The 20,206-nt window shown below is 29.9% G+C and carries 17 protein-coding genes; 8 read left to right on the top strand and 9 right to left on the bottom strand.

What is annotated here, in order from left to right; genetic code table 11:
* Window positions 1–213: 213 nt before the first annotated feature.
* The 9 genes from msrB to KQI18_RS10595 all read right to left on the bottom strand — a co-directional run bounded on the left by msrB (window position 214) and on the right by KQI18_RS10595 (window position 10,978).
* On the bottom strand, window positions 214–1,167 hold the full coding sequence (gene msrB, locus KQI18_RS10555) for a peptide-methionine (R)-S-oxide reductase MsrB (protein WP_216467823.1): 954 nt from the start codon (window positions 1,165–1,167) through the stop codon (window positions 214–216).
* A 61-nt stretch (window positions 1,168–1,228) separates the two neighbouring features.
* On the bottom strand, window positions 1,229–2,203 hold the full coding sequence (locus KQI18_RS10560) for an ABC transporter ATP-binding protein (protein ID WP_216467824.1): 975 nt from the start codon (window positions 2,201–2,203) through the stop codon (window positions 1,229–1,231).
* Entirely contained in the window at window positions 2,193–3,188 is a 996-nt protein-coding gene (locus KQI18_RS10565; RefSeq protein WP_216467826.1) for an ABC transporter ATP-binding protein, read from the bottom strand. The genes KQI18_RS10560 and KQI18_RS10565 overlap by 11 nt, the downstream gene beginning before the upstream one ends.
* Before the next feature lie 8 nt (window positions 3,189–3,196).
* Window positions 3,197–4,030 (bottom strand): ABC transporter permease, encoded by an 834-nt coding sequence (locus KQI18_RS10570; protein WP_216467828.1) that lies wholly within the window; start codon window positions 4,028–4,030, stop codon window positions 3,197–3,199.
* Window positions 4,031–4,041: 11 nt separating this feature from the next.
* Complete coding sequence (locus tag KQI18_RS10575; RefSeq protein WP_216467830.1) at window positions 4,042–4,986, bottom strand: ABC transporter permease; 945 nt, start codon at window positions 4,984–4,986, stop codon at window positions 4,042–4,044.
* A 240-nt stretch (window positions 4,987–5,226) separates the two neighbouring features.
* Window positions 5,227–6,804 (bottom strand): ABC transporter substrate-binding protein, encoded by a 1,578-nt coding sequence (locus KQI18_RS10580; protein ID WP_216467831.1) that lies wholly within the window; start codon window positions 6,802–6,804, stop codon window positions 5,227–5,229.
* 398 nt (window positions 6,805–7,202) lie between these two features.
* Window positions 7,203–8,777 carry an ABC transporter substrate-binding protein gene (locus tag KQI18_RS10585; protein WP_216467832.1) on the bottom strand — a complete coding sequence of 525 codons (1,575 nt, stop codon included), beginning with the start codon at window positions 8,775–8,777 and terminating at the stop codon, window positions 7,203–7,205.
* A gap of 267 nt (window positions 8,778–9,044) precedes the next feature.
* Window positions 9,045–9,947, bottom strand: a complete 903-nt coding sequence (locus KQI18_RS10590; RefSeq protein ID WP_216467833.1) for a patatin-like phospholipase family protein — start codon at window positions 9,945–9,947, stop codon at window positions 9,045–9,047.
* Between the two features lie 284 nt (window positions 9,948–10,231).
* Complete coding sequence (locus KQI18_RS10595) at window positions 10,232–10,978, bottom strand: ATP-binding protein (RefSeq protein ID WP_216467834.1); 747 nt, start codon at window positions 10,976–10,978, stop codon at window positions 10,232–10,234.
* Window positions 10,979–11,073: 95 nt separating this feature from the next.
* On the opposite strand from KQI18_RS10595, the gene KQI18_RS10600 reads away from it, so the two are divergent.
* The 8 genes from KQI18_RS10600 to KQI18_RS10630 all read left to right on the top strand — a co-directional run bounded on the left by KQI18_RS10600 (window position 11,074) and on the right by KQI18_RS10630 (window position 19,972).
* Entirely contained in the window at window positions 11,074–11,754 is a 681-nt protein-coding gene (locus KQI18_RS10600) for a Crp/Fnr family transcriptional regulator (protein WP_216467835.1), read from the top strand.
* A gap of 350 nt (window positions 11,755–12,104) precedes the next feature.
* Window positions 12,105–12,341 carry a hypothetical protein gene (locus KQI18_RS14210; protein WP_236887737.1) on the top strand — a complete coding sequence of 79 codons (237 nt, stop codon included), beginning with the start codon at window positions 12,105–12,107 and terminating at the stop codon, window positions 12,339–12,341.
* Between the two features lie 249 nt (window positions 12,342–12,590).
* The gene (locus KQI18_RS14215) at window positions 12,591–12,833 is read left to right on the top strand and encodes a hypothetical protein (protein WP_330654398.1); all 243 of its coding nucleotides are present in this window, start codon (window positions 12,591–12,593) and stop codon (window positions 12,831–12,833) included.
* A 19-nt stretch (window positions 12,834–12,852) separates the two neighbouring features.
* Window positions 12,853–13,926 carry a M24 family metallopeptidase gene (locus tag KQI18_RS10610; protein WP_216467836.1) on the top strand — a complete coding sequence of 358 codons (1,074 nt, stop codon included), beginning with the start codon at window positions 12,853–12,855 and terminating at the stop codon, window positions 13,924–13,926.
* Window positions 13,927–14,331: 405 nt separating this feature from the next.
* Window positions 14,332–15,189, top strand: coding sequence for a LysR family transcriptional regulator (locus KQI18_RS10615; protein ID WP_216467838.1), 858 nt, complete (start codon window positions 14,332–14,334; stop codon window positions 15,187–15,189).
* 216 nt (window positions 15,190–15,405) lie between these two features.
* Window positions 15,406–18,567 (top strand): DEAD/DEAH box helicase, encoded by a 3,162-nt coding sequence (locus KQI18_RS10620; RefSeq protein ID WP_216467839.1) that lies wholly within the window; start codon window positions 15,406–15,408, stop codon window positions 18,565–18,567.
* Window positions 18,568–19,074: 507 nt separating this feature from the next.
* Window positions 19,075–19,536 carry a ferritin family protein gene (locus KQI18_RS10625; protein WP_216467840.1) on the top strand — a complete coding sequence of 154 codons (462 nt, stop codon included), beginning with the start codon at window positions 19,075–19,077 and terminating at the stop codon, window positions 19,534–19,536.
* Between the two features lie 142 nt (window positions 19,537–19,678).
* Window positions 19,679–19,972 (top strand): hypothetical protein, encoded by a 294-nt coding sequence (locus tag KQI18_RS10630; RefSeq protein WP_216467841.1) that lies wholly within the window; start codon window positions 19,679–19,681, stop codon window positions 19,970–19,972.
* The last annotated feature ends 234 nt before the right edge of the window (window positions 19,973–20,206 follow it).

The raw sequence follows: 20,206 nt of genomic DNA on the forward strand, positions 1-20,206 counted from the left end.
CACCACTCCGTTCTATATCCAATATATAACTAAAAAGAGAAGCATATGCTTCTCTTTTATATACTGATTTATTTAATTCTAAAATCAATTATAACATTGAGAAAATATACTATAATACAGTTTTAATATATTCTACCAAATACCAAAAAAATTGTACACTATATATATTTTCTCAATATGTTTTTAAATGTATAAAAATTAATCTCGATAGACTTATTCAAATAACTTTAGGAAATCTACATAACCTTCATTTTTCAAGTTTTCTTTAGGTATAAATCTAAGCGCTGCTGAATTGATGCAGTATCTTAAACCTCCAAGCTCTTGTGGTCCATCATCAAATACATGCCCAAGATGAGAGTTAGCCTTATTACTTCTTACCTCAGTTCTATACATTCCTTGAGAAAAATCAGATCTTTCCATTATGCTACTATCTTCCACTGGTTTAGAAAAACTAGGCCAGCCACACCCAGAGTCAAATTTATCTTTTGATGAAAACAATACTTCTCCACTTACTATATCAACATATATACCTTCTTCTTCATTATCATAGAACTCATTTTCAAAAGGGACCTCTGTCATATCATTTTGGGTTACCTCAAATTGTACTGGTGTAAGTACTTTTTTAAGATTTTCCCTATTTACATTATTTCCATCCCAGTAACTTTTAACAAAATTGTATCTTCCAGAGTTTTTAAATTGCATTGTATAGTGATCTGGCTTCTTCTTGTAATAATCTTGATGTCTTTCTTCTGCCTCATAAAATACGCCTAATGGAAGTATCTGAGTAACAATCTCTTTATCAAATATACCGCTATTTTGTATTTCCTCTCTAGATTTTAAGGCCATCTCTTTTTGCTCTTCATCCTGATAGAATATAGCCGTCTTATACTGAGGACCTCTATCAAAAAATTGACCTCCATCGTCCGTAGGATCAATTTGCTTCCAGTATATATTTAAAATGTCTTTATAATCCATTATTTCATCATCATATGTTATTTGAACTGCCTCAAAGTGTCCAGTATTCCCGCTACAAACATCTTCGTATGTTGGATTATCAACTAAACCTCCTGTATATCCTGAGACTACTCTATCTACTCCATCGTATTTATCAAACGGCTTTACCATGCACCAAAAACATCCTCCCGCAAAAGTTGCAAGTTTTTTCATAGTTCACCACTCCAATCCATTCATTTATTATATTTATCCCCAAGAAATACCGATCTAATCCTTAATATTTATGGCAATAAGCTAAATGTTCTTTTCCAAATGAACGTTCCTTAGGCTCCTCAATTTTACACTTTTCTGTAGCATACTTACATCTAGTTCGAAATCTACATCCACTTGGAGGATTTAATGGGCTTGGTAAATCGCCTTCCAAAATTTCTTCTTCTGAAGTTTTATCAATAGTTTGGATACTGCTTAGTAGTGCTTGCGTATATGGATGTTTTGGATTTTGGTAAATATCATCGCTACTTCCTATCTCTACAATCTTTCCTAAGTACATAACACAAACTCTATCACTTATATGTCTAACCATAGATAAATCATGTGCTATAAATAAATAAGTTATCCCTAATTCTTGTTGTAAGTCCTCAAGCAAGTTTATTATTTGAGCTTGTATTGATACATCTAAAGCAGAAATAGGCTCATCACAAAATATAAACTCTGGCTTTACAGCTAATGCTCTAGCTATTCCTATGCGCTGTCTTTGGCCTCCACTAAACTCATGTGGATATCTATTTTCATGTTCTTTAGTTAATCCAACTTTTTGAAGCATCTCTGCAACTACTTTATCTTTTTCACCCTTTCTCATATTTAAATAAAGATCTAATGGCTCTTCTATAATTTCTTTGACAGTCATATTAGGGTTTAATGATGCATATGGATCTTGAAAGATTGTTTGGATTTTTTTTCTTGTTTCTCTCAATTCTTTCTCATTTTTACCAGCTATGTTTTCTCCATCAAAAATAATTTCACCTTCAGTCGCATCGTATAATCTTATTAAAGTTCTTCCCAATGTAGATTTACCACAGCCACTTTCTCCTACTAAACCTAGAGTTTCTCCCCTTTTTATATTAAAACTCACACCATCTACTGCTTTTACACTTTTAGTTTCTTTTTTTATCAAGCCAGCAGTTTGAGTAAAATATTTTTTAAGGTTTTTTACCTCAAATAAATTTTCGATCTTATTATTAGTTTCCATATTGCTCAACTCCATCTACTTGCCAACACATTGCACTATGAGTGTCATTGATTTTAATTGTATTTGGCAGTTTATTCTTACAAACTTCTTTTTTCCTATCACATCTTTCATAGAAAGGACAACCATTACTAGGATTTAATAAACTTGGTGGTGTTCCTTCAATTGAAGATAATCTTTGTTTTTTTGAATCCCTTCCTTTAGGAATTGATTTTAGAAGTCCTATTGTGTATGGATGCTTACTGTACTTGAATATCTCTGTTACTGTTCCCTTTTCCATTATCATTCCACCGTACATAACAATCACTCTATCACATGTATTATAAACAACACCTAGATCATGAGTAATTAAAAGTGTAGAGTTTTCATTTTTATCATTTAGCTCCTTAATAAGCTTAAGTATTTGAGCCTGTATAGTAACATCTAAAGCTGTTGTTGGCTCATCTGCAATTAACAGTTTTGGTGATGAACTTATAGCCATTGCAATGCATACTCTTTGCCTCATACCTCCACTAAATTCATGAGGATAATTATCAAATCTTATATGAGGATCAGGAATTCCAACCATTGCTAAAATTTCTATAGCTTTATTTTTAGCTTGTGCTTTTCCTACTTTTTGATGTCTAACTATTATTTCTGTCATCTGTTTTCCCACTTTAATAAGAGGGTTTAAAGCTGTCATAGAATCTTGAAATACCATTGAAATCTCATTTCCCCTAATATTTCTCATCTGTTTCTCACTTAGCTTTATAAGGTCTACACCGTTAAAAACTATTCTTCCATCTTTAATAAACCCAGGCTTTTCTATGAGTTTCATTATAGATTTCGAAGTTATACTTTTACCACTTCCACTTTCTCCGACTAGACCAACAATCTCATTTTTATATATGTCAAAACTTATATCTCTAACCGCTTCTACTTCACCCATTTTTGTATTAAATGAAGTTTTTAAATTTTTCACATCTAATATTTGCTCTTTATTATTCATTTTACCACCTATCTCTCATTTGACTTAGCTTCAAATACTGATCTTAATGTATCACCCATTAGGTTAAAGCTAAGAACTGTTAATAGTATGAATAGACCTGGAAACATAGCCATATGTGGAGCATCAGTTAAAAACCCCTGAGCATCTTTTAGCATACTTCCCCAAGATGAATTTGGTTGCTGCACACCTAACCCTAAAAAACTAAGAGATGATTCCATCAGTACAGAATTAGCAATATTTATACTTGCTGTTACTATAACTGTAGGTAGAATACTTGGAATGATGTGTTTAGTAATAATCTTTAATGGCCTTTGCCCTAAGCTTTTAGCATACAACACATATTCTCTCTCCTTAATTGATAGTGTTTCAGATCTAACTACTCTTGCTACACTCATCCATCCAAGAAGTCCTATTACTATTATTATATTTTTTATACTAGATCCAAAAAAGGAGTTTATAACAAGTATCAAAAAAAATGTTGGTATACTCATAAGTATATCTAAAACTCTTGTTATAAAGGCATCTATTACGCCACCAAAGTATCCGCTAATTGCACCTACAAAAGTTCCTACTGATGTAGAAATTAGCATAGATAAAAAGCCAACTGTAAGTGATACCCTACCTCCATACAATGTTCTAGTAAAGTAATCTCTCCCCATATTATCCGTACCAAAAATATTTGTTTTATTTGGAGACAATAGTCTCTCAGCAATATTTATTTTATTTGGATCAAACGGGCTTAAAAAAGCAAGTATAGACGCCAAACAAAAGACGATAATTACTATAAAGGCTATCATTGCCAATTTATTTCCTTTTAAATTATCTTTTAATCTCTCTAACATTATCCAACCCCCTACTGCTTGATTCTTGGATCAACAAGTTGATAAAGTATATCTGCAGCCAAATTTCCTACTATAAGCATCAACGACGATATCATTGTAATACCCATTACTACAGGATAATCATATCCAAATATTGAGCTTACACCTAACTGCCCCATGCCTGGCCAACCGAAAATCGTCTCTGTTATAAAAGCACCTGTTACAAGTTGGGGTAGAGTCATAGCCATAATAGTAATTACTGGGAGCAGTGTATTTTTAAGTACGTGATTAAACAGAATCTCTGCTGTTGACGAACCGTACGCTCTTTGAGTAAGTACATAATCCTCTTTAAGCTGGCTTATAGTACTCGACCTAATATATCTAGTAAAAACACATAAATTGTAATATGATAAAACAATGGTTGGCATTATCATATGCTTGATTAAATCTGCTGTAGTATTAACACCCGCCGTTCTCATTCCGATGCTCGGAAGTAAATTCAATTTCACCGAAAATGTATAAATAAGTATCATTGCAAACCAGAAGCTTGGTATGGAAATTCCTATATATGAAATTACGTTTAACACATTATCTACTATTGAATTCTTTTTGTAACCTGAAATTAACCCTAAAGGAATGGCAATAACTATAGAAATAACTAAAGCCCCAACGGTTATAAGTAGCGTATTTGGAATTCTCTCTGCTATCATAGTTACTACTGGTCTATGTGTAACCATGGAATAACCAAAATCCCCTTTTAGAGTATTTATAAGCCACTTAAAATATTGTACTAATATCGGTTGATCAAGTCCCATGTTATGTCTTACCTTTTCTATATCAACCGCACTCATCTGAGGAGTTATATATGCTTGAAGTGGATCTCCAGGAGCTAAATGCATCAATGTAAAAGTAAGTATTGATATAAATAAGAGCATCGGTATAATGCTAATAGCTCTTTTAATAATTTTATCCTTCATACTATCCTCCCTTTATATTTGTTTTTACATCCGGTAATATCTAATGTAAAAATTAAATCTTTATAATCTAAAAAATTTATTTGGCGATCGATATTAAAATAGCTATAATTGAATACAACAAATTAAACTCTTTGTATACATAACTACAAACCATCAACCGCCTAAATAAATTTGCTTAGTAATTATTTACTTATTCTTAAATACTTACTACTTAAGAATTCTATTATCTTGTTTATTTTGCTATTTTAATTTAAGCTCATTTATATCTCTAAACATGTATATAGGAGCTGGTGTCGCTTCTTTTGTTCCGTCGTATTTATTGTCTATTGCAACTATTGATTTAGAGTAAGCAATTGGATAAAGAACCATATCATCTGCTAGAGTTTGTTGGATTTCTTTATATATTTCATCTCTCTTGGCTTTGTCTGTTTCTTTTAATACAGCAGTAAACTTAGCATCTAAATCTTTATTTTCATATCCACCATAATTGCTCATATTACCAGATAAAAATAGAGGAGCATAATCATTTGGTTCATTTCCCATTACATATCCATTTAGACCAAGGTCAAAATCAATAGAAGATGGATTGTTTAATTTCGCAAAATATGCACTTTTTTCCATAGGTTTTAATTCTACATCAATTCCTATCTCTTTTAGATTGCTTTGGACTACTAACGCAGTTGTTTCTAATTGACTCTTATGCGTTCCAAAAGCTATTGTAAGCTTTAAATCTTTAACTCCTGAATTTTTTATTAATTCTTTAGCTTTTTCTATGTTATTATCATATTTTTCAACATCATCACTGTAACCCATTACGTTTGGGGCAAATAGTGAATATGCTTTATCTGCGTATTCTTCAGACTTATAAGACGCTTTTATAAGCTCCTCCTTGTTTAAAGCATATGCAATAGCCTGTCTAACTTCCTTTTTCTTTAAATTGTCATTTTTTTGTTGAAAAAATATGATGTTATCGACCATTCCTTCATCGTAAGTTATAATATCTACATTATCTTTAGACTTAACACTTTCTACTTCATCAGGTGTTACATATTTTGCATTTACTTCTCCATTTTGAAGTGCTACATTTGCTGAGTTTGAGTCAGCTATTATTCTATAGTTTACTGTATCTAAGTTTGCTTTTTTCCCATAATAACCATCAAACTTCTCTAAGGTTATAAGTTCTCCTGACTTGTACTCTTTAAATTTATAAGCGCCATTGCCTATTGGAGAAGAATTTTTATCGCTCTTTGCAAGATCCTTTTCACCTTCGTAAATATGCTTTGCGATTGGTCTAATTTTTCCTATTGAACTTTCAATCGCTGAAGAAACTTCTGGTAATACGAACTCTATTGTGGTATCGTCTATTTTTTTAACTTCAACTGATTTACCATCTATTATGAAAGAATCTGTGTTTAATGAATTCTGATTTTTATCTAATATACTATCCATTGTAAATACAATATCATCAGCAGTTAGGGGTTTGCCATCATGCCACTTTAAATCTTTTTTAAGTTTAACTGTATATGTTAAAAAGTCATCGGATGCTTTTATACTATCAGCAAGATAAAAAACTTTCTCTCCATTATCATCTATTACATATAATGGATTAAATAATGAGTTCATAACAGTTATGGATACTCTATCATTAGCATAAAGAGGATTAAAGTTCATTGCGTCTCCTCCAGCTGCAAATGTTATTGATTGTGTCTGAGATGAAGTGCTATTTTTTGATTCACTTCCTCCATTAGCAGAACATCCTGCTGTAACTAACATAGCTCCAACAAGACCAACTGCCAAAATACGTTTTGTAAATTTCATAATATCCCCCTCACTTATTAAACATCCTCTGTTTAATAAAATTATTTATTTTTATATAATATCGTTCCAACTATCAAAATGATAATTGATGTTCCTTATTTATATTATCATTTTGATAGTAAAAGTCAATATTTATTTTTGCAAAAGTTAATTATATGTGTGAGGAATTATGAAAATACTAGTATGTAGCTTTATTTTTTATTTTACTGATTTAAAATTGTTTAATAATTAATTAAAAATAACATACAAACTATTTTTTATTATACTTACAAAATAAAAAAGGAGTGGTAGAATTTATACATTCAATTTTATATCTGTATAATCTTATACCATCCCCTCTTTTTATTTGCTTAGTATAATAAACGCTATATCTTGTTTTGCATAAACTAGACAAATTTTTATTTTAGTTTTAGTTCGTTCAAATCTCTAAACATATATATTGGTGCTGGATTTGCTTCTTTAGCTCCATCGTATTTTTTATCCAATGCTACTATTGATTTTGAGTAAGCTATAGGATATAAAACCATGTCATCAATTACAATTTTTTGAATTTCTTTGTATATATCATTCCTTTTAGTTTCATCAGTTTCTTTTAGAGCAGATGCAAATTTTGCATCAATCTCTGAATTGTCATAACCTGCTGGGTTATTCTCACCACCCTTAATAAACAATGATGCATAATCTGCTGGTTCTTTACCCATAACATATCCATTTATCGCTAGATCAAAATCTGCAGTAGATGGCTCGTATATTTTAGAATAATATGAACTCTTTTCCATCGGTTTTAACTCAACATCTATTCCAATATCTTTTAGATTACTTTGGATTACTAAAGCAGTAGCTTCTTGAGAGCTCTTATGAGTACTAAATGCTAGTCTTAGTTTTAGATTCTCCATTCCAGCATCTTTTAGTAACTTTTTAGCTTTTTCTTTGTCTTGATTGTATTTTTCGACATCATCGCTGTATCCCATTGTATCAGGCGCAAATAGCGAATACGCTTCATCAGCATATTCTTTGGATTTGTATGTAGCCTTAATTAACTCATCTTTATTTAAGGCATATGCAATTGCTTGTCTAACCTCCTTTTTCTTAAGATCGTCATTTGATTGTTGCATAAAAATTAAATTGTCTACCATTCCTTCATCATATGTAATTATGTTAACATTACCTTTTGATTCAACATCTTTAACTTGATCTGGATCAACGTATTTAGCATTTACTTCTCCGTTTTGTAAAGCTACGTTGGCAGAATTTGAATCAGCAATAATTCTATAATTTACTGTGTCTATATTAGCTTTTTTACCATAAAAATCATTAAATTTTTCTAAAGTTATTAGTTCTCCAGATTTATACTCCTTAAACTTATAGGCTCCATTTCCGATTGGATTCATATTCTTATCACTTTTAGAAATAACTTTTTCGCCATCGTAGATATGTTTAGGTATAGGCCTAATATCTCCAATTACACTTTCGATAGAAGAAGATACATCTGGTAATACAAATTCAATAGTAGTATCATCAATCTTATTGGCTTTTACTTGTTTGCCATCGATTGTATACGAATCAGTGTAAAGAGAATTCTGATTTTTATCTAATATAGTGTCTATTGTAAATACAACATCATCTGCAGTTAAAGGTTTGCCATCATGCCACTTAAGATTATCTTTTAGTTTAACTGTATATGTAAGAAAATCATCTGAAGCTTTTATACTTTCAGCTAAATAAAATTCCTTTTCACCATCTTCATTGATTACATAAAGTGGATTGAAAATTGCATTCATTACTGTCATCGATACCCTATCATTAGCATAAAGTGGATTGAAGTTCATAGGTTCACCACCAGCTACAAAAGTTATTGAAGTTGGTGTTTTTTCGTTTGATGTAGCTTTTTTATCAGTATTTTTTGAACACCCCGATGTAACGAGCATAGCACCTACTAAACCAAGTACCAAGATTCTTTTTGAGAATTTCATAATACCCTCCTATTAAATAAGTTATTTAGAACATAGAAATTTTAGATTCAAAGTAAGTAATTTTTATGCGAAAAAATTATTATAATTCCTTTTTTTTCTACATTCAACCATATAATAACATACAATTTTACATATATATAATAGATTATCTTTATACAAAAAAAAGAAGTATAGTCTTTTTAAATACAGGAAGTTACACATATAATAAACATCACTTGGATATTAAAATTGTATAAATTGTACTTAAAATACCTACACTTCTTAAATTTACTGCCATTTCATACCGAGCCAGTTTAGTGCATGTTCAATATTATAATTTTCTCCTAAAGAGTTTAAATACGGAAGTGAACCATAATCGTCCATTGGAATATTTTTGCCAAGTTTAGGATCTATTCTATAGTAGTTATCCTTTAATAACTTCTGAGAAAAATACTGGCTTACCAATGAGTTTCCAGCCAAAGTTATAGATAGAATAGGAAGACTAGGTTCCTTGTTTACCATCCAATCAATAGCCCCCCAAGTGGTCGTATCATCTAATATACTATTGTGTTCAAACCCAGTTCCGATAGACAATAATCTTATGTTATCTAACTCTACACCTATTCCAGAGTCTAAAGCATAAACAATACACGCTAAGCTAGGGTCAGCCGCAATTATTCCTCCATCAATATGAAGATTGTACGCTGGAAAGAAAACTGGTGCAGCACTACTTGCAAGAGCGACATCTACTACGTTATATTCAGCGGTTAAAGAATTTGGTAAATTATTATAAAAAATAGGTCTCCAAGGTTCATTTCTGTCACCTATATACAGCGAAGGTATTAGCACCATCTTTTCTAAATCTCTAAGTTTTAAGTCCTCTGGGAATATTCTAAGTAAAACTTCTTTTAAGTTATTATTATTATACTTTGGTCTCAGCATCTCAGAGTGTTTATCTCCAAAAATAAATTTTGAGTTCTCAATAGAATACAACTCTTTAATTTCGATAGGGCTAACCCCATATGCAAGACCAAGTGCAATTAAGCTACCCGTAGATGTCCCACCAATCAAGTCAGTATTAGTAAGTATATCATCTCTTATCTCCGCTATTCTTGAGAAAATATCAATACTTAGAGCACCTCTAATTCCGCCACCATCAAAAGTCAATATATTAAAATCTGAAGTCTCCATAAACTCCTCCTATACAGCGTTATAGTTAAACTCATAATATATATATTTTTTAGCATCCTAAAATATACAACTGTATAAAAGTAAACGCATCTAAGATTAACAATTATTTATTCATATCTTTCAAATCCTTGGCTGATCTTTTCGTCGCATACACAACTTGGAGCAATATGTATCTATGCGCAATTAACCATTAAAACTCTTAACAATATACAGAAAGGCTATGTATAAATCTATATAATTAATTAGATTTATGCATAGCCTTTAAAGATTTATTTTACTATATTTTATAATTCATCGATTATTTTGCCATCAGTTGTTATAGTAACAACTTTCCAAGGGATTACTTTTCCACTATTTTCTAATGCCTTCCTTACAGCATTAGTGATACCGCTACAACAAGGTACTTCCATACGAGTTACTACTACACTATTTATATCATTAGATATTAATATATCAGTTAATTTTTCTGCATAGTCAACTTCATCTAATTTAGGACACCCTATTAACGTCACTTTATTTTTCATAAATTTGTTATGGAAATCCCCATATGCATAAGCTGTGCAATCGGCAGCAACTAATAAATTAGCCCCTTTAAAATAAGGTGCATTGGCTGGAACTAACTTTATTTGCACTGGCCATTGATTTAAATTTGACTTAATATCTATGCTTTTTTCAATCTGTTCAACTTTATGCTCACTATTCTGTAAATCCTTTTCAGATCTATCAATGCTCTTAGCCATTGATCCAGGACATCCACATCCTAAATTTTTCTCTTGTTTATTATCTTCTCCTTTAGCTTTAATATTAGCTAAAACGGCTTCTTCATCATATGGAAGAGCCTCTCTCTCTTCAAACGAAAGTGCATCCATAGGACAAGCTGGCATACAATGACCTAACCCATCGCAGTAATCATCTCTCAATAGAGTTGCTTTACCATCTACTATTGCCATAGCATTTTCATGACAAGCATCAATACATAATCCACACCCATTACATTTTTCTTTATCTATTTTTATAATAGTTCTAATCATATCTATCACTCCTTATATTCATCTTATAATTTTACTTATACTGCTTGTATTTATGTCTCTATTATAGTACAATTAAATAAAATTTTCGGTTGCATATGCAACAAGGATGTGATTTTATAAATAAACATTTAAAAACGTTAAAAAATGTTCCTCTTTTTATAGGCATGCATGAAGATGATTTAGAAGAAATGTTAAATTGTCTTGGTGCTAATAAAAAGCTTTATAAAAAAGATAGTCTCGTAATATCGGTAGGTGATAGTATATCTTCTGTTGGAATAATATTATCTGGAAGTGCAAGGATTGTAAAAGAAGATATTGATGGAAATCTAAATATAGTTTCTGAACTTCAAACCAGTGATATTTTTGCAGAAGTATTCGCATGCTCTGGAGCTTTAAGTTCAATATCTGTTGTTACTCAAACAGATTGCGAAATTTTATTCGTAGAATTTGAAAAAGTTATTAATACTTGTTCTTCGTCGTGTAAATTTAATTCAAAACTGATCGAAAATATGCTAAGGTTAATAGCCTCTAAGAATATTCAATTACATGATAAAATAGAAATTCTATCCAAAAGAAGTACTCGTGAGAAACTTCTAGAATACTTTGCTAAACAAATAGAAATTAGTGACAGTAACAAATTTAAAATCCCATTTACGAGAAATGAAATGGCTGATTTTCTGTGTGTTGATAGAAGTGCATTATCTAGAGAGCTCGGAAAATTGAGAGATGAAGGAATTATAAGATTTTATAAAAACAACTTTGAAGTTATCAAATAATCACTTCAAAGTTGTTTTTATTTTAGATTATTTGATATTTTCCATTTATAAAGTGTAGTGAAAATGATCTAATTCTATTATAATAACCATTTATATTTATTTCAAAAATATTTCATATTAAAATAAAAAGTTTTTTAGGTCGAATATTTAACAATGACCATATGCTAAATTATCTATTAAATTTTATAATAACTAATTTTGTATAAAATATTTACAGTCTATGCAATTTAAGCTATAATTGCCCTTGTATACATGTATACATGTTATAACAGTAGGATGTCTTAGACTGCGTTTCAGAAAAATTGAAACATCCTAGCGAGTTGTATTTTTGTGTTTCTATTTTCAGTGTAGTGAATCTTTCTTATTACGGAATGAAACTTGTTCTTGTACTATTTCTAGCCGAGCAAATTACAAAAGGAGAATTAGGTTTAAGTTCTGCAGAGGCCTCATCTGTCCTCGCATCTTTTATGATGTGGGTTACAATATTCTTCTGGATGGCTTATAATCATGCATCTATGTCTATTGCACTTAATACTCAAAATAGTGTAAACTTAAGTATAGGAAATTTCCAAATACCTACATCATAATAGATTCTTACCATGGTCTGTTATGTGTAATACTAGGACCATAATAACATCTATATGGCTACAGATGGCAAACAAAAAAGAGGTGTTTTGAATATTTCCAAAAGATGAGTTTAGGATTTATTTTCTTAGCTGCTGCATTTATATTTATAATAGGAGCCGTTATTCAAAGTTGTAACATATACTGATTCTGCTACAAAAGCAACCGTTTTCCGGATAATATTATTTATTACATTTCAAAGTATTGGTGAGATGTGTTTTTCACCTGTTAGTTATGGTATGGTAAATAAACTTGCATCAGAAAAATACTCCTCATTATTAATGGGAGTATGGTTTGCTAGTATGTTTGTCGCCAATAAATTCTCTGGATATGTTCAACTTATTATAGATAAGCTAGGTATGTTACAGGTATTTATTATTATACCAACATGCCTACTCGCAGTTGGACTTTTACTATTTGCACTAAATAAAAAACTAGAAGAAATATCACAATAATTAATTGGAGGTAACTAAAATGAGCAGAGTTACAAAAGTATTAGAAATACTAGAATCTAAAAACTTAGACGCAGTATACCTTACAAATGAGCCAAATGTGAACTACATTAGTGGATTTACCGATGAGGCTGCTAATGTGCTTATATGTAAAAATGGAAAATTTTTAATAACAGACGGTAGATTTACTGAATTAGCTGAAAAAACTTGTCCTGGATTTGAAATAGTAAATTGGCATTTATTCGACAGAGATGTCACAAAAGCAGTTAGATATATCTGCTCTGAAAATGGTGTTAAGAGTTTAGGTTTTGAGGAAGTCAATCTTTCATTCAATAAATATAATACTCTACATACATTACTAGAAAAAGACGGAATAGAATTAGTTCCTACCCAAGGTATAGTTGAATCTTTAAGATATAAAAAGGATAAATTAGAAATAGAGAACTTGAAAATAGCTTGTGAGATCGCGGATAAATCTCTAGAACAATTAGTTCCACACATTAAAGCAGGAGTTTCTGAAAGAGAACTTTGTGCACACCTAGAATTTTATTTAAAGATAAATGGTGCTCATGAAATTGGTTTTGAAACTATACTTATATCAGGAGTAAAAACATCTCTTCCGCATGGTAAACCAGATGACAAAATAGTTGAAGCAGGCGATTTTGTAACTATAGACTTTGGCGCAATGTACAATGGATATATTTCTGATATGACTAGAACTTTTGTAGTTGGCAAACCAAATGACAAACAAATAGAAATATACAATCTAGTTAAAGAGGCTCAGCAAGTTGGACTTGGCCATATGAAGAACGGAGCTCATGCTACAGAACCTGACACTGCTATAAGAAAAGTAATAAAAAAATATGAAGAGTTCTACTACAATGGTATAGGGCATGGTGTTGGTAGAAATTTACATGAAGAACCATTTATAGGAAACTACGGTTCAAGAATTCTAGAACCCGGCTGTGTCATAACTATGGAACCAGGACTTTACATCCCTGGTTGGGGCGGTGTTAGAATTGAGGATACTGTTTTAATAAAAGATGATGGAATTGAAATACTTACTAAATTCCCTAAAGAGCTAATTGTTATTTAGTACTATCTATTTATAATTATCAAATCGTTATCAATACAAAAGTATTGAGTTATTAAGTAACTCAATACTTTTGATCTTTTTACTTACTAATGGAAGTGTTGCAATAACGCCTCCGTATGTCGGAAATCTCCTTACAACCTCTGTTACATTACAGTACCTATAATCAAAGCTGAAATTAAAATTTTAATTAAAGGAAACATTTTTTTGCTCCTTGCTTAAGATATTAAAACCCTTTCAATAATTTCTAGATCTGAATTTAAGTGACATAACAACTCATCATATTTTATCAATATAACAATAAAGACTTCTAACCAATAACTTAATAGTGTAAAATATTTATTATAGGTTAAAGTTGCTATGTAACTAATAATTATAAATATAATCTAACATTGAGGAGTAATTGTAATGAATTTATATCAATTAAAATACGTAAAAGCTCTTTCAAAATATGGCAACATGAATAAAGCTGCAGAAGAATTAAATATCTCTCAATCTGAACTCACTATGCAAGTATCATTACTGGAAAAAGAATTAAACTGTACTCTTTTTATTATAGATAAGTCTGACTATACACTTACAAACTATGGACAGTGCTTTTTAGAAAAAGTAGAAATAATTATAGATCAAGAATCAATGTTTAAAGACCACCACTTCTTAGATCAAGATATGCAAAATACTGTACGAATAGCAGCATTACCTAGTATTGCTAATACTATGTTACCACCTATATTAAAAGAATTGACCTTACTTGGTTACCATTATGAAGTTTTCATAATTAGTGAAAGCCAAATTATAGAGCAGCAGTTTTATCTGGATGAGTATGACATTGGGTTTGCTCAAGATATAAAACAGGGATCAATATGTATTTTGAAAGAACCTTATTGTGCTGTAGTACCAATAAACTATCCATTGGCTGAAAAAAATATGATTACTATTAATGAGCTGCTAAATGTTCCACTTATTTTACCTGATAGGAAAAGTGACATTAGAATATCATTTGAAAAATTTTTAAATAATCATAACTATCGTCCAGATTCATTTATAGAAGTTTCACAAAATGATCCACCAATTATATCTTTTATTGAAGCTGGTATGGGTGTGACTATTTTGCCTAAACTGCTTATAAATAACTTACCAAATAGTGTTAAAGCTGTTGAAATACTTGATAAGGATTTTTATAGAACTGTTAATCTTCTAAGTAACTCATCTAAACTAAGTGAAATCATAATCAATATAGTAAACATTTGGTTTAATTGTAACTAATAAAACCGTGAGAAATCATTAGTTTATGTATTTTATAACTAGTGATTTTATTTTTTACTAATTTTTTAATTAATGTAAATCAGCTATAGAATTTACTGATACAGCTAATCTAAAATATCTAAGCTAATCAGTTTCTAAAAATAAGGCTATAAGTCGTGTAAATTAAATCTACTTGGTTTATAATATAAGTTATAGTTTAAAAGAAGAGGTGATTAAATGGTAACTGGTAAAATATATAGCTTAATTAAAAAAATTTCACTTCCTTCAAGATGGTTAAGAGGTTTAAAATATTTTGATAAACAATTAATCGATTCTGTAGATGTAAGAATCCATGATAATTACTTAGAATTTCAGAGTGTTGTAGAATCGGAGTACAATAATGAGGTGTATCCAAATACTCTTTATATAAATTTTGAAGATTACGAATTGACTAAATCATACTGTTCTTGTCAGGATTTTAAATCAAATTTTAAGACTGACAACACTTTTTTATGCAAACATTTAGTAGCAACTGTATTAAAAGGGATCGATAAAATAGAAAGTGAAGATTACCTAAACAAAAGTTTATCTGAAGCATTATTGGCAAACCATATCGCTAAAACAGTAACCTCAACTCCAGATAAAAAATTACTCCACTTTTTCAAAAATGCAAATAAAGAGCAGATTAATCTAGATGTTGAAGTAAATGTTTCTCCAGGAAGAGTATATGCAGAATTCAAAATAGGGCTTGATAGGATGTATATAATAAAAAATATTAAAGAATTTGCAAATGCTAGGCTAAACAATCAAAAACTGGATTATGGTGTTAATTTTACATATGACCCTACTTCACAGTATTTCACTGACAGAGATGAAAAGATTGTAGAGATGATCGAAGGATATGGTAATAATCTTCCCTCATATTCCTTATCTACTAATTCAAAAAAATATATGGAGTTTAATATCAGTGCATTAAAACCATTTATGGAAATATTAACAGATAAAGACTTTTCTTTAATATTTGCAAAAAATAAATATAGACCACAAATAATAAATGGACCCTTACCTATAGAATTTAAGTTTAATAAAACAAATGGCGGAATATCACTTACTACTCATGATGCTCTTCCGATTCCAATGACTCAAAAAAATGATATTATACTCTATAAAGGTGATATTTATTTACTAGATAATGATGATGCAAATTATTATGGACAGCTATATGAAACACTAAATGAGCACAGCATTATAGAATTTGAAAAAGAAGACGTAAAAGATGTACTAAACTTTATGTTACCAAAGATTAAAACTATTACCGATAATGTCTACCTAGATAAGCAAATTGAGGACAATATAATTACATCTTTTAAGACTGAGTTTTACTTTGACATAAAAGGTTCGCAAGTCACATGTGATTTAAAATTTGTCTATGATGATGCCGATGATAAATTTGTAGTTCCTGATATAGAAAAGGAAAATCAAATAAAGCTTCAGCTTCTTGGTTATAATTTCATAGAAAAAAGTAACAGTTTTTTATTTTCTGGTAATGATGAGAATTTATTTGAATTTTTAGATGTTAATCTCGAAGAGTTAAAAGAATTAGGAGATATATATTATTCTGACAAGTTTAAGAATAAAAAAATATACAAATCTGGCTCAATAAAAGCCTTTATAGACGAAAATATTGGAAGCTATATAGACTTTAGTTTTAATATATCCGATATAAATGTAGATGAATACGACAATATTATGGCTGCATTTAAAGAAAACAGAACTTTTTACAAATTAAAAGATGGAAGTTTTATGGATTTAAGAGAGGATAAAACTAAGGACTTCTTAGAACTTATTGAGAACTTAGGGTTTGAAGGAAAAGAAACTAGCTATAGAATTCCAAACAATAAAGCACTCTACATGGAACAGTTTATTAGAGACAAACAGTTGGATTTTATAGAAGGTAAAGAAATAGTAGAAAATATCTGTAGAGGCTTTGAAAATATAGACAATCTTGACCTCATGATACCAGATGAATTAAATGCTGATCTTAGAAGCTATCAAGAAAATGGATTCACATGGTTTAAGGTGCTAGATAACTACAATTTCGGCGGAATATTAGCAGATGAAATGGGACTTGGTAAAACATTACAGACTATAACTTTTTTACTTTCACAAAAAGATAAAAAAAGCATAGTTATTACTCCAACTTCAGTTATATACAATTGGAAAAGTGAGTTTGAAAAGTTTGCGCCTACATTGAATGCTCAGATAATACACGGTGATAAAATTGAGAGATTGAATCTAATAAAAGATATAAAGAACTGCGATGTAATTATTACAACTTACGGTACATTTAAAAATGATATTGAAATGTATAAAGATATCGACTTCGACTATTGTATAATTGACGAGGCACAGAACATTAAAAACCCTACAGCTCAAGTTACTAAAGCTGTTAAATCAGTAAATGCTATCTGTAGATTTGCATTAACAGGAACACCAATAGAAAATAATTTAGTAGAATTATGGTCAATATTTGACTTTATAATGCCTGGTTATTTATTTAATAAAAAAAAGTTCCAAAATATATATTTGAAAAAAGAAGCTAATTTACAGAACCTAAAAATACTAATAAAACCTTTTATGCTTCGAAGAACTAAAAAACAAGTTATGACTGAGTTGCCTGATAAAATCGAGAAGAATTACTTTGTTGAACTTAATAAAGATGAACGTAACATATATAGCTCATACGCTAAAGAAGTTCAAAGAAAATTGGTAGGAAAAGATCTGAAAAACGATAAAATTGTAATATTTTCATATCTAACTAGATTGAGACAATTGTGCTTAGATCCTAGTATAGTTGTTGAAGGATACAACCATCCTAGTTCAAAAGTAAATACTTGTATGAAAATAGTTGAAGAAAGTATTGAAAACGATCATAAAATACTATTATTCTCTCAGTTCACTACGGTCTTAAAGAAACTTGCATCAGAACTAGAAAAAAATAAAATTAAATTCTCTTACATCGACGGAAGTACCAAAGCTAAAGATAGATTAGACTTAGTAGATGAATTTAATCAGGAAGATGATAAAAAAATCTTTTTAATTTCTCTTAAGGCAGGTGGTATCGGCTTAAACTTAACTAGTGCAGACACAGTAATCCACTTCGACCCATGGTGGAATCCTTCAGTAGAAGATCAAGCTACAGATCGTGCACATAGATTCGGTCAAGAAAACACAGTTCAAGTTATAAAACTTATTTCAAAAGGAACTATTGAAGAAAAAATACTAAAACTTCAAGAAAACAAAAAGGATCTCATTTCTCAATTTGTAAATGGAAGTTTAGCAAACGAAAGTATACTAAAAAATCTAACTGACAAAGAAATAATCGATTTATTCAGTTAACAAAAGCTGAATAAATCGATTTTTATATAAAAAACAAAGATAAAAAAATTACGTATTATCACTAATCATACTAAGATTTTATTATTTCAATACTCTTTTGAGAAGTTATACTCCATTTTATCAACTCCATCATAAATCATCAAAGATTTAGGGATAATTACTTCACCATCCTTTTTATATTCTTTTCCAGAGAAATTAGCAATAACTCTTAAATTTTTACCATATATTTATCTTGAACTATAACTTTAAAAATATGTCGAAAAGTATTTTTAAAATTAAAAATGGGATAGCAACTAAGCCACCCTATTATTTGATATATTAATTAGTAACCTTGGTACATCTCTTCGATTAACATTGGTTTGATTCCATTTTCATCGAATATATCCATACTCTCACCTCTTAAGGATAGTATAGTCAATGGAAGGTGATTTTAAGCTTCATTTCTAAAAAGTATCCAAAATATTATTCAACACATATATCTATAGTAAAACATTTAGGAGGTTCATTATGTATCAAAATAATTACCCAAATCCTATTCAATTACAAAATTCAATAAATATGATAGGTGACTCTATAGAGTCTGAAAAAAAAGATGCCCAATTTTATCAATGGCTTATTGATAATATTCCAACCTCAGGCCTTAGTTCATATCAAGTGCAACAAATAAAATCTATAATAGAATCTATAAGAAATGATGAACTAAATCATAATAAAATGTTTCAAAATATGTATCATCAACTGACTGGCAACACAGTAACACCAGTTGATGAAGAATTTATTCCACCAGAGAGTTTTGAAGCTGGGATAACAGATGCTCTAATGGGAGAATTAGAAGCTGTTAAAAAATATAGACTTATAATGTCTGGGCTACCTTCTCTATACCATAGAGATATAGTTTTTAATATATTAACCGACGAATTAAGACATGCGAATTTATATAACTATATATATACAAACACACAAACATAAGAAAAAAAGGGGGTTTATTTAATACTACTATTTACTATTATCTAGAAACCAAACGATCAATCTATATTAATTTAATTTCATACTATATTCGTTCACTTTCAACTGATATTCTCCATACCTTAACTATAAGGAAGGTGATGTTATGGGAAACTGTGATGATAAAATTTTTAAAAAATCTTGTTTTTTTAATATACCTGCTAAACAATTTTCGCTCCTATCATCAATAATAGGTCTCTTACTAATAGACAATCTTAATACAGACCAACAGAATTCACTCGGCAACTTTATTGTAAATATTGGCCAGAATATTACAACGTCAGCAGCACAAGAATCACTTTTGGCTAATAATAACAACCAAGATGATGAAATAAACGCTCAATTAGAAATACTTAAAAAGCAAATATGTTTTTTAGAGGACCAAGTTAAAAAAAAGTAACATAATATAATTCTAGTATATAAAACGATTTAATTTATTATAATAAAAAAGATGTTTCACTTCTTGCAGAGACTAAATATGATAATGTAAATTTATAAAGCAAAATAGGGTAGTAATTTTAAGTGCACCCCAAAAGTTAGACAATTCAGATTAACTTTTGGAGGTGTATTTTTATGGCTAAATATAGTTTGAAATTTAGAAGGATAACTATTGAATTAAGAAATAAAAGTGTTT

Source organism: Metaclostridioides mangenotii (genome assembly GCF_018917235.1).
Lineage (GTDB): Bacteria > Bacillota > Clostridia > Peptostreptococcales > Peptostreptococcaceae > Metaclostridioides.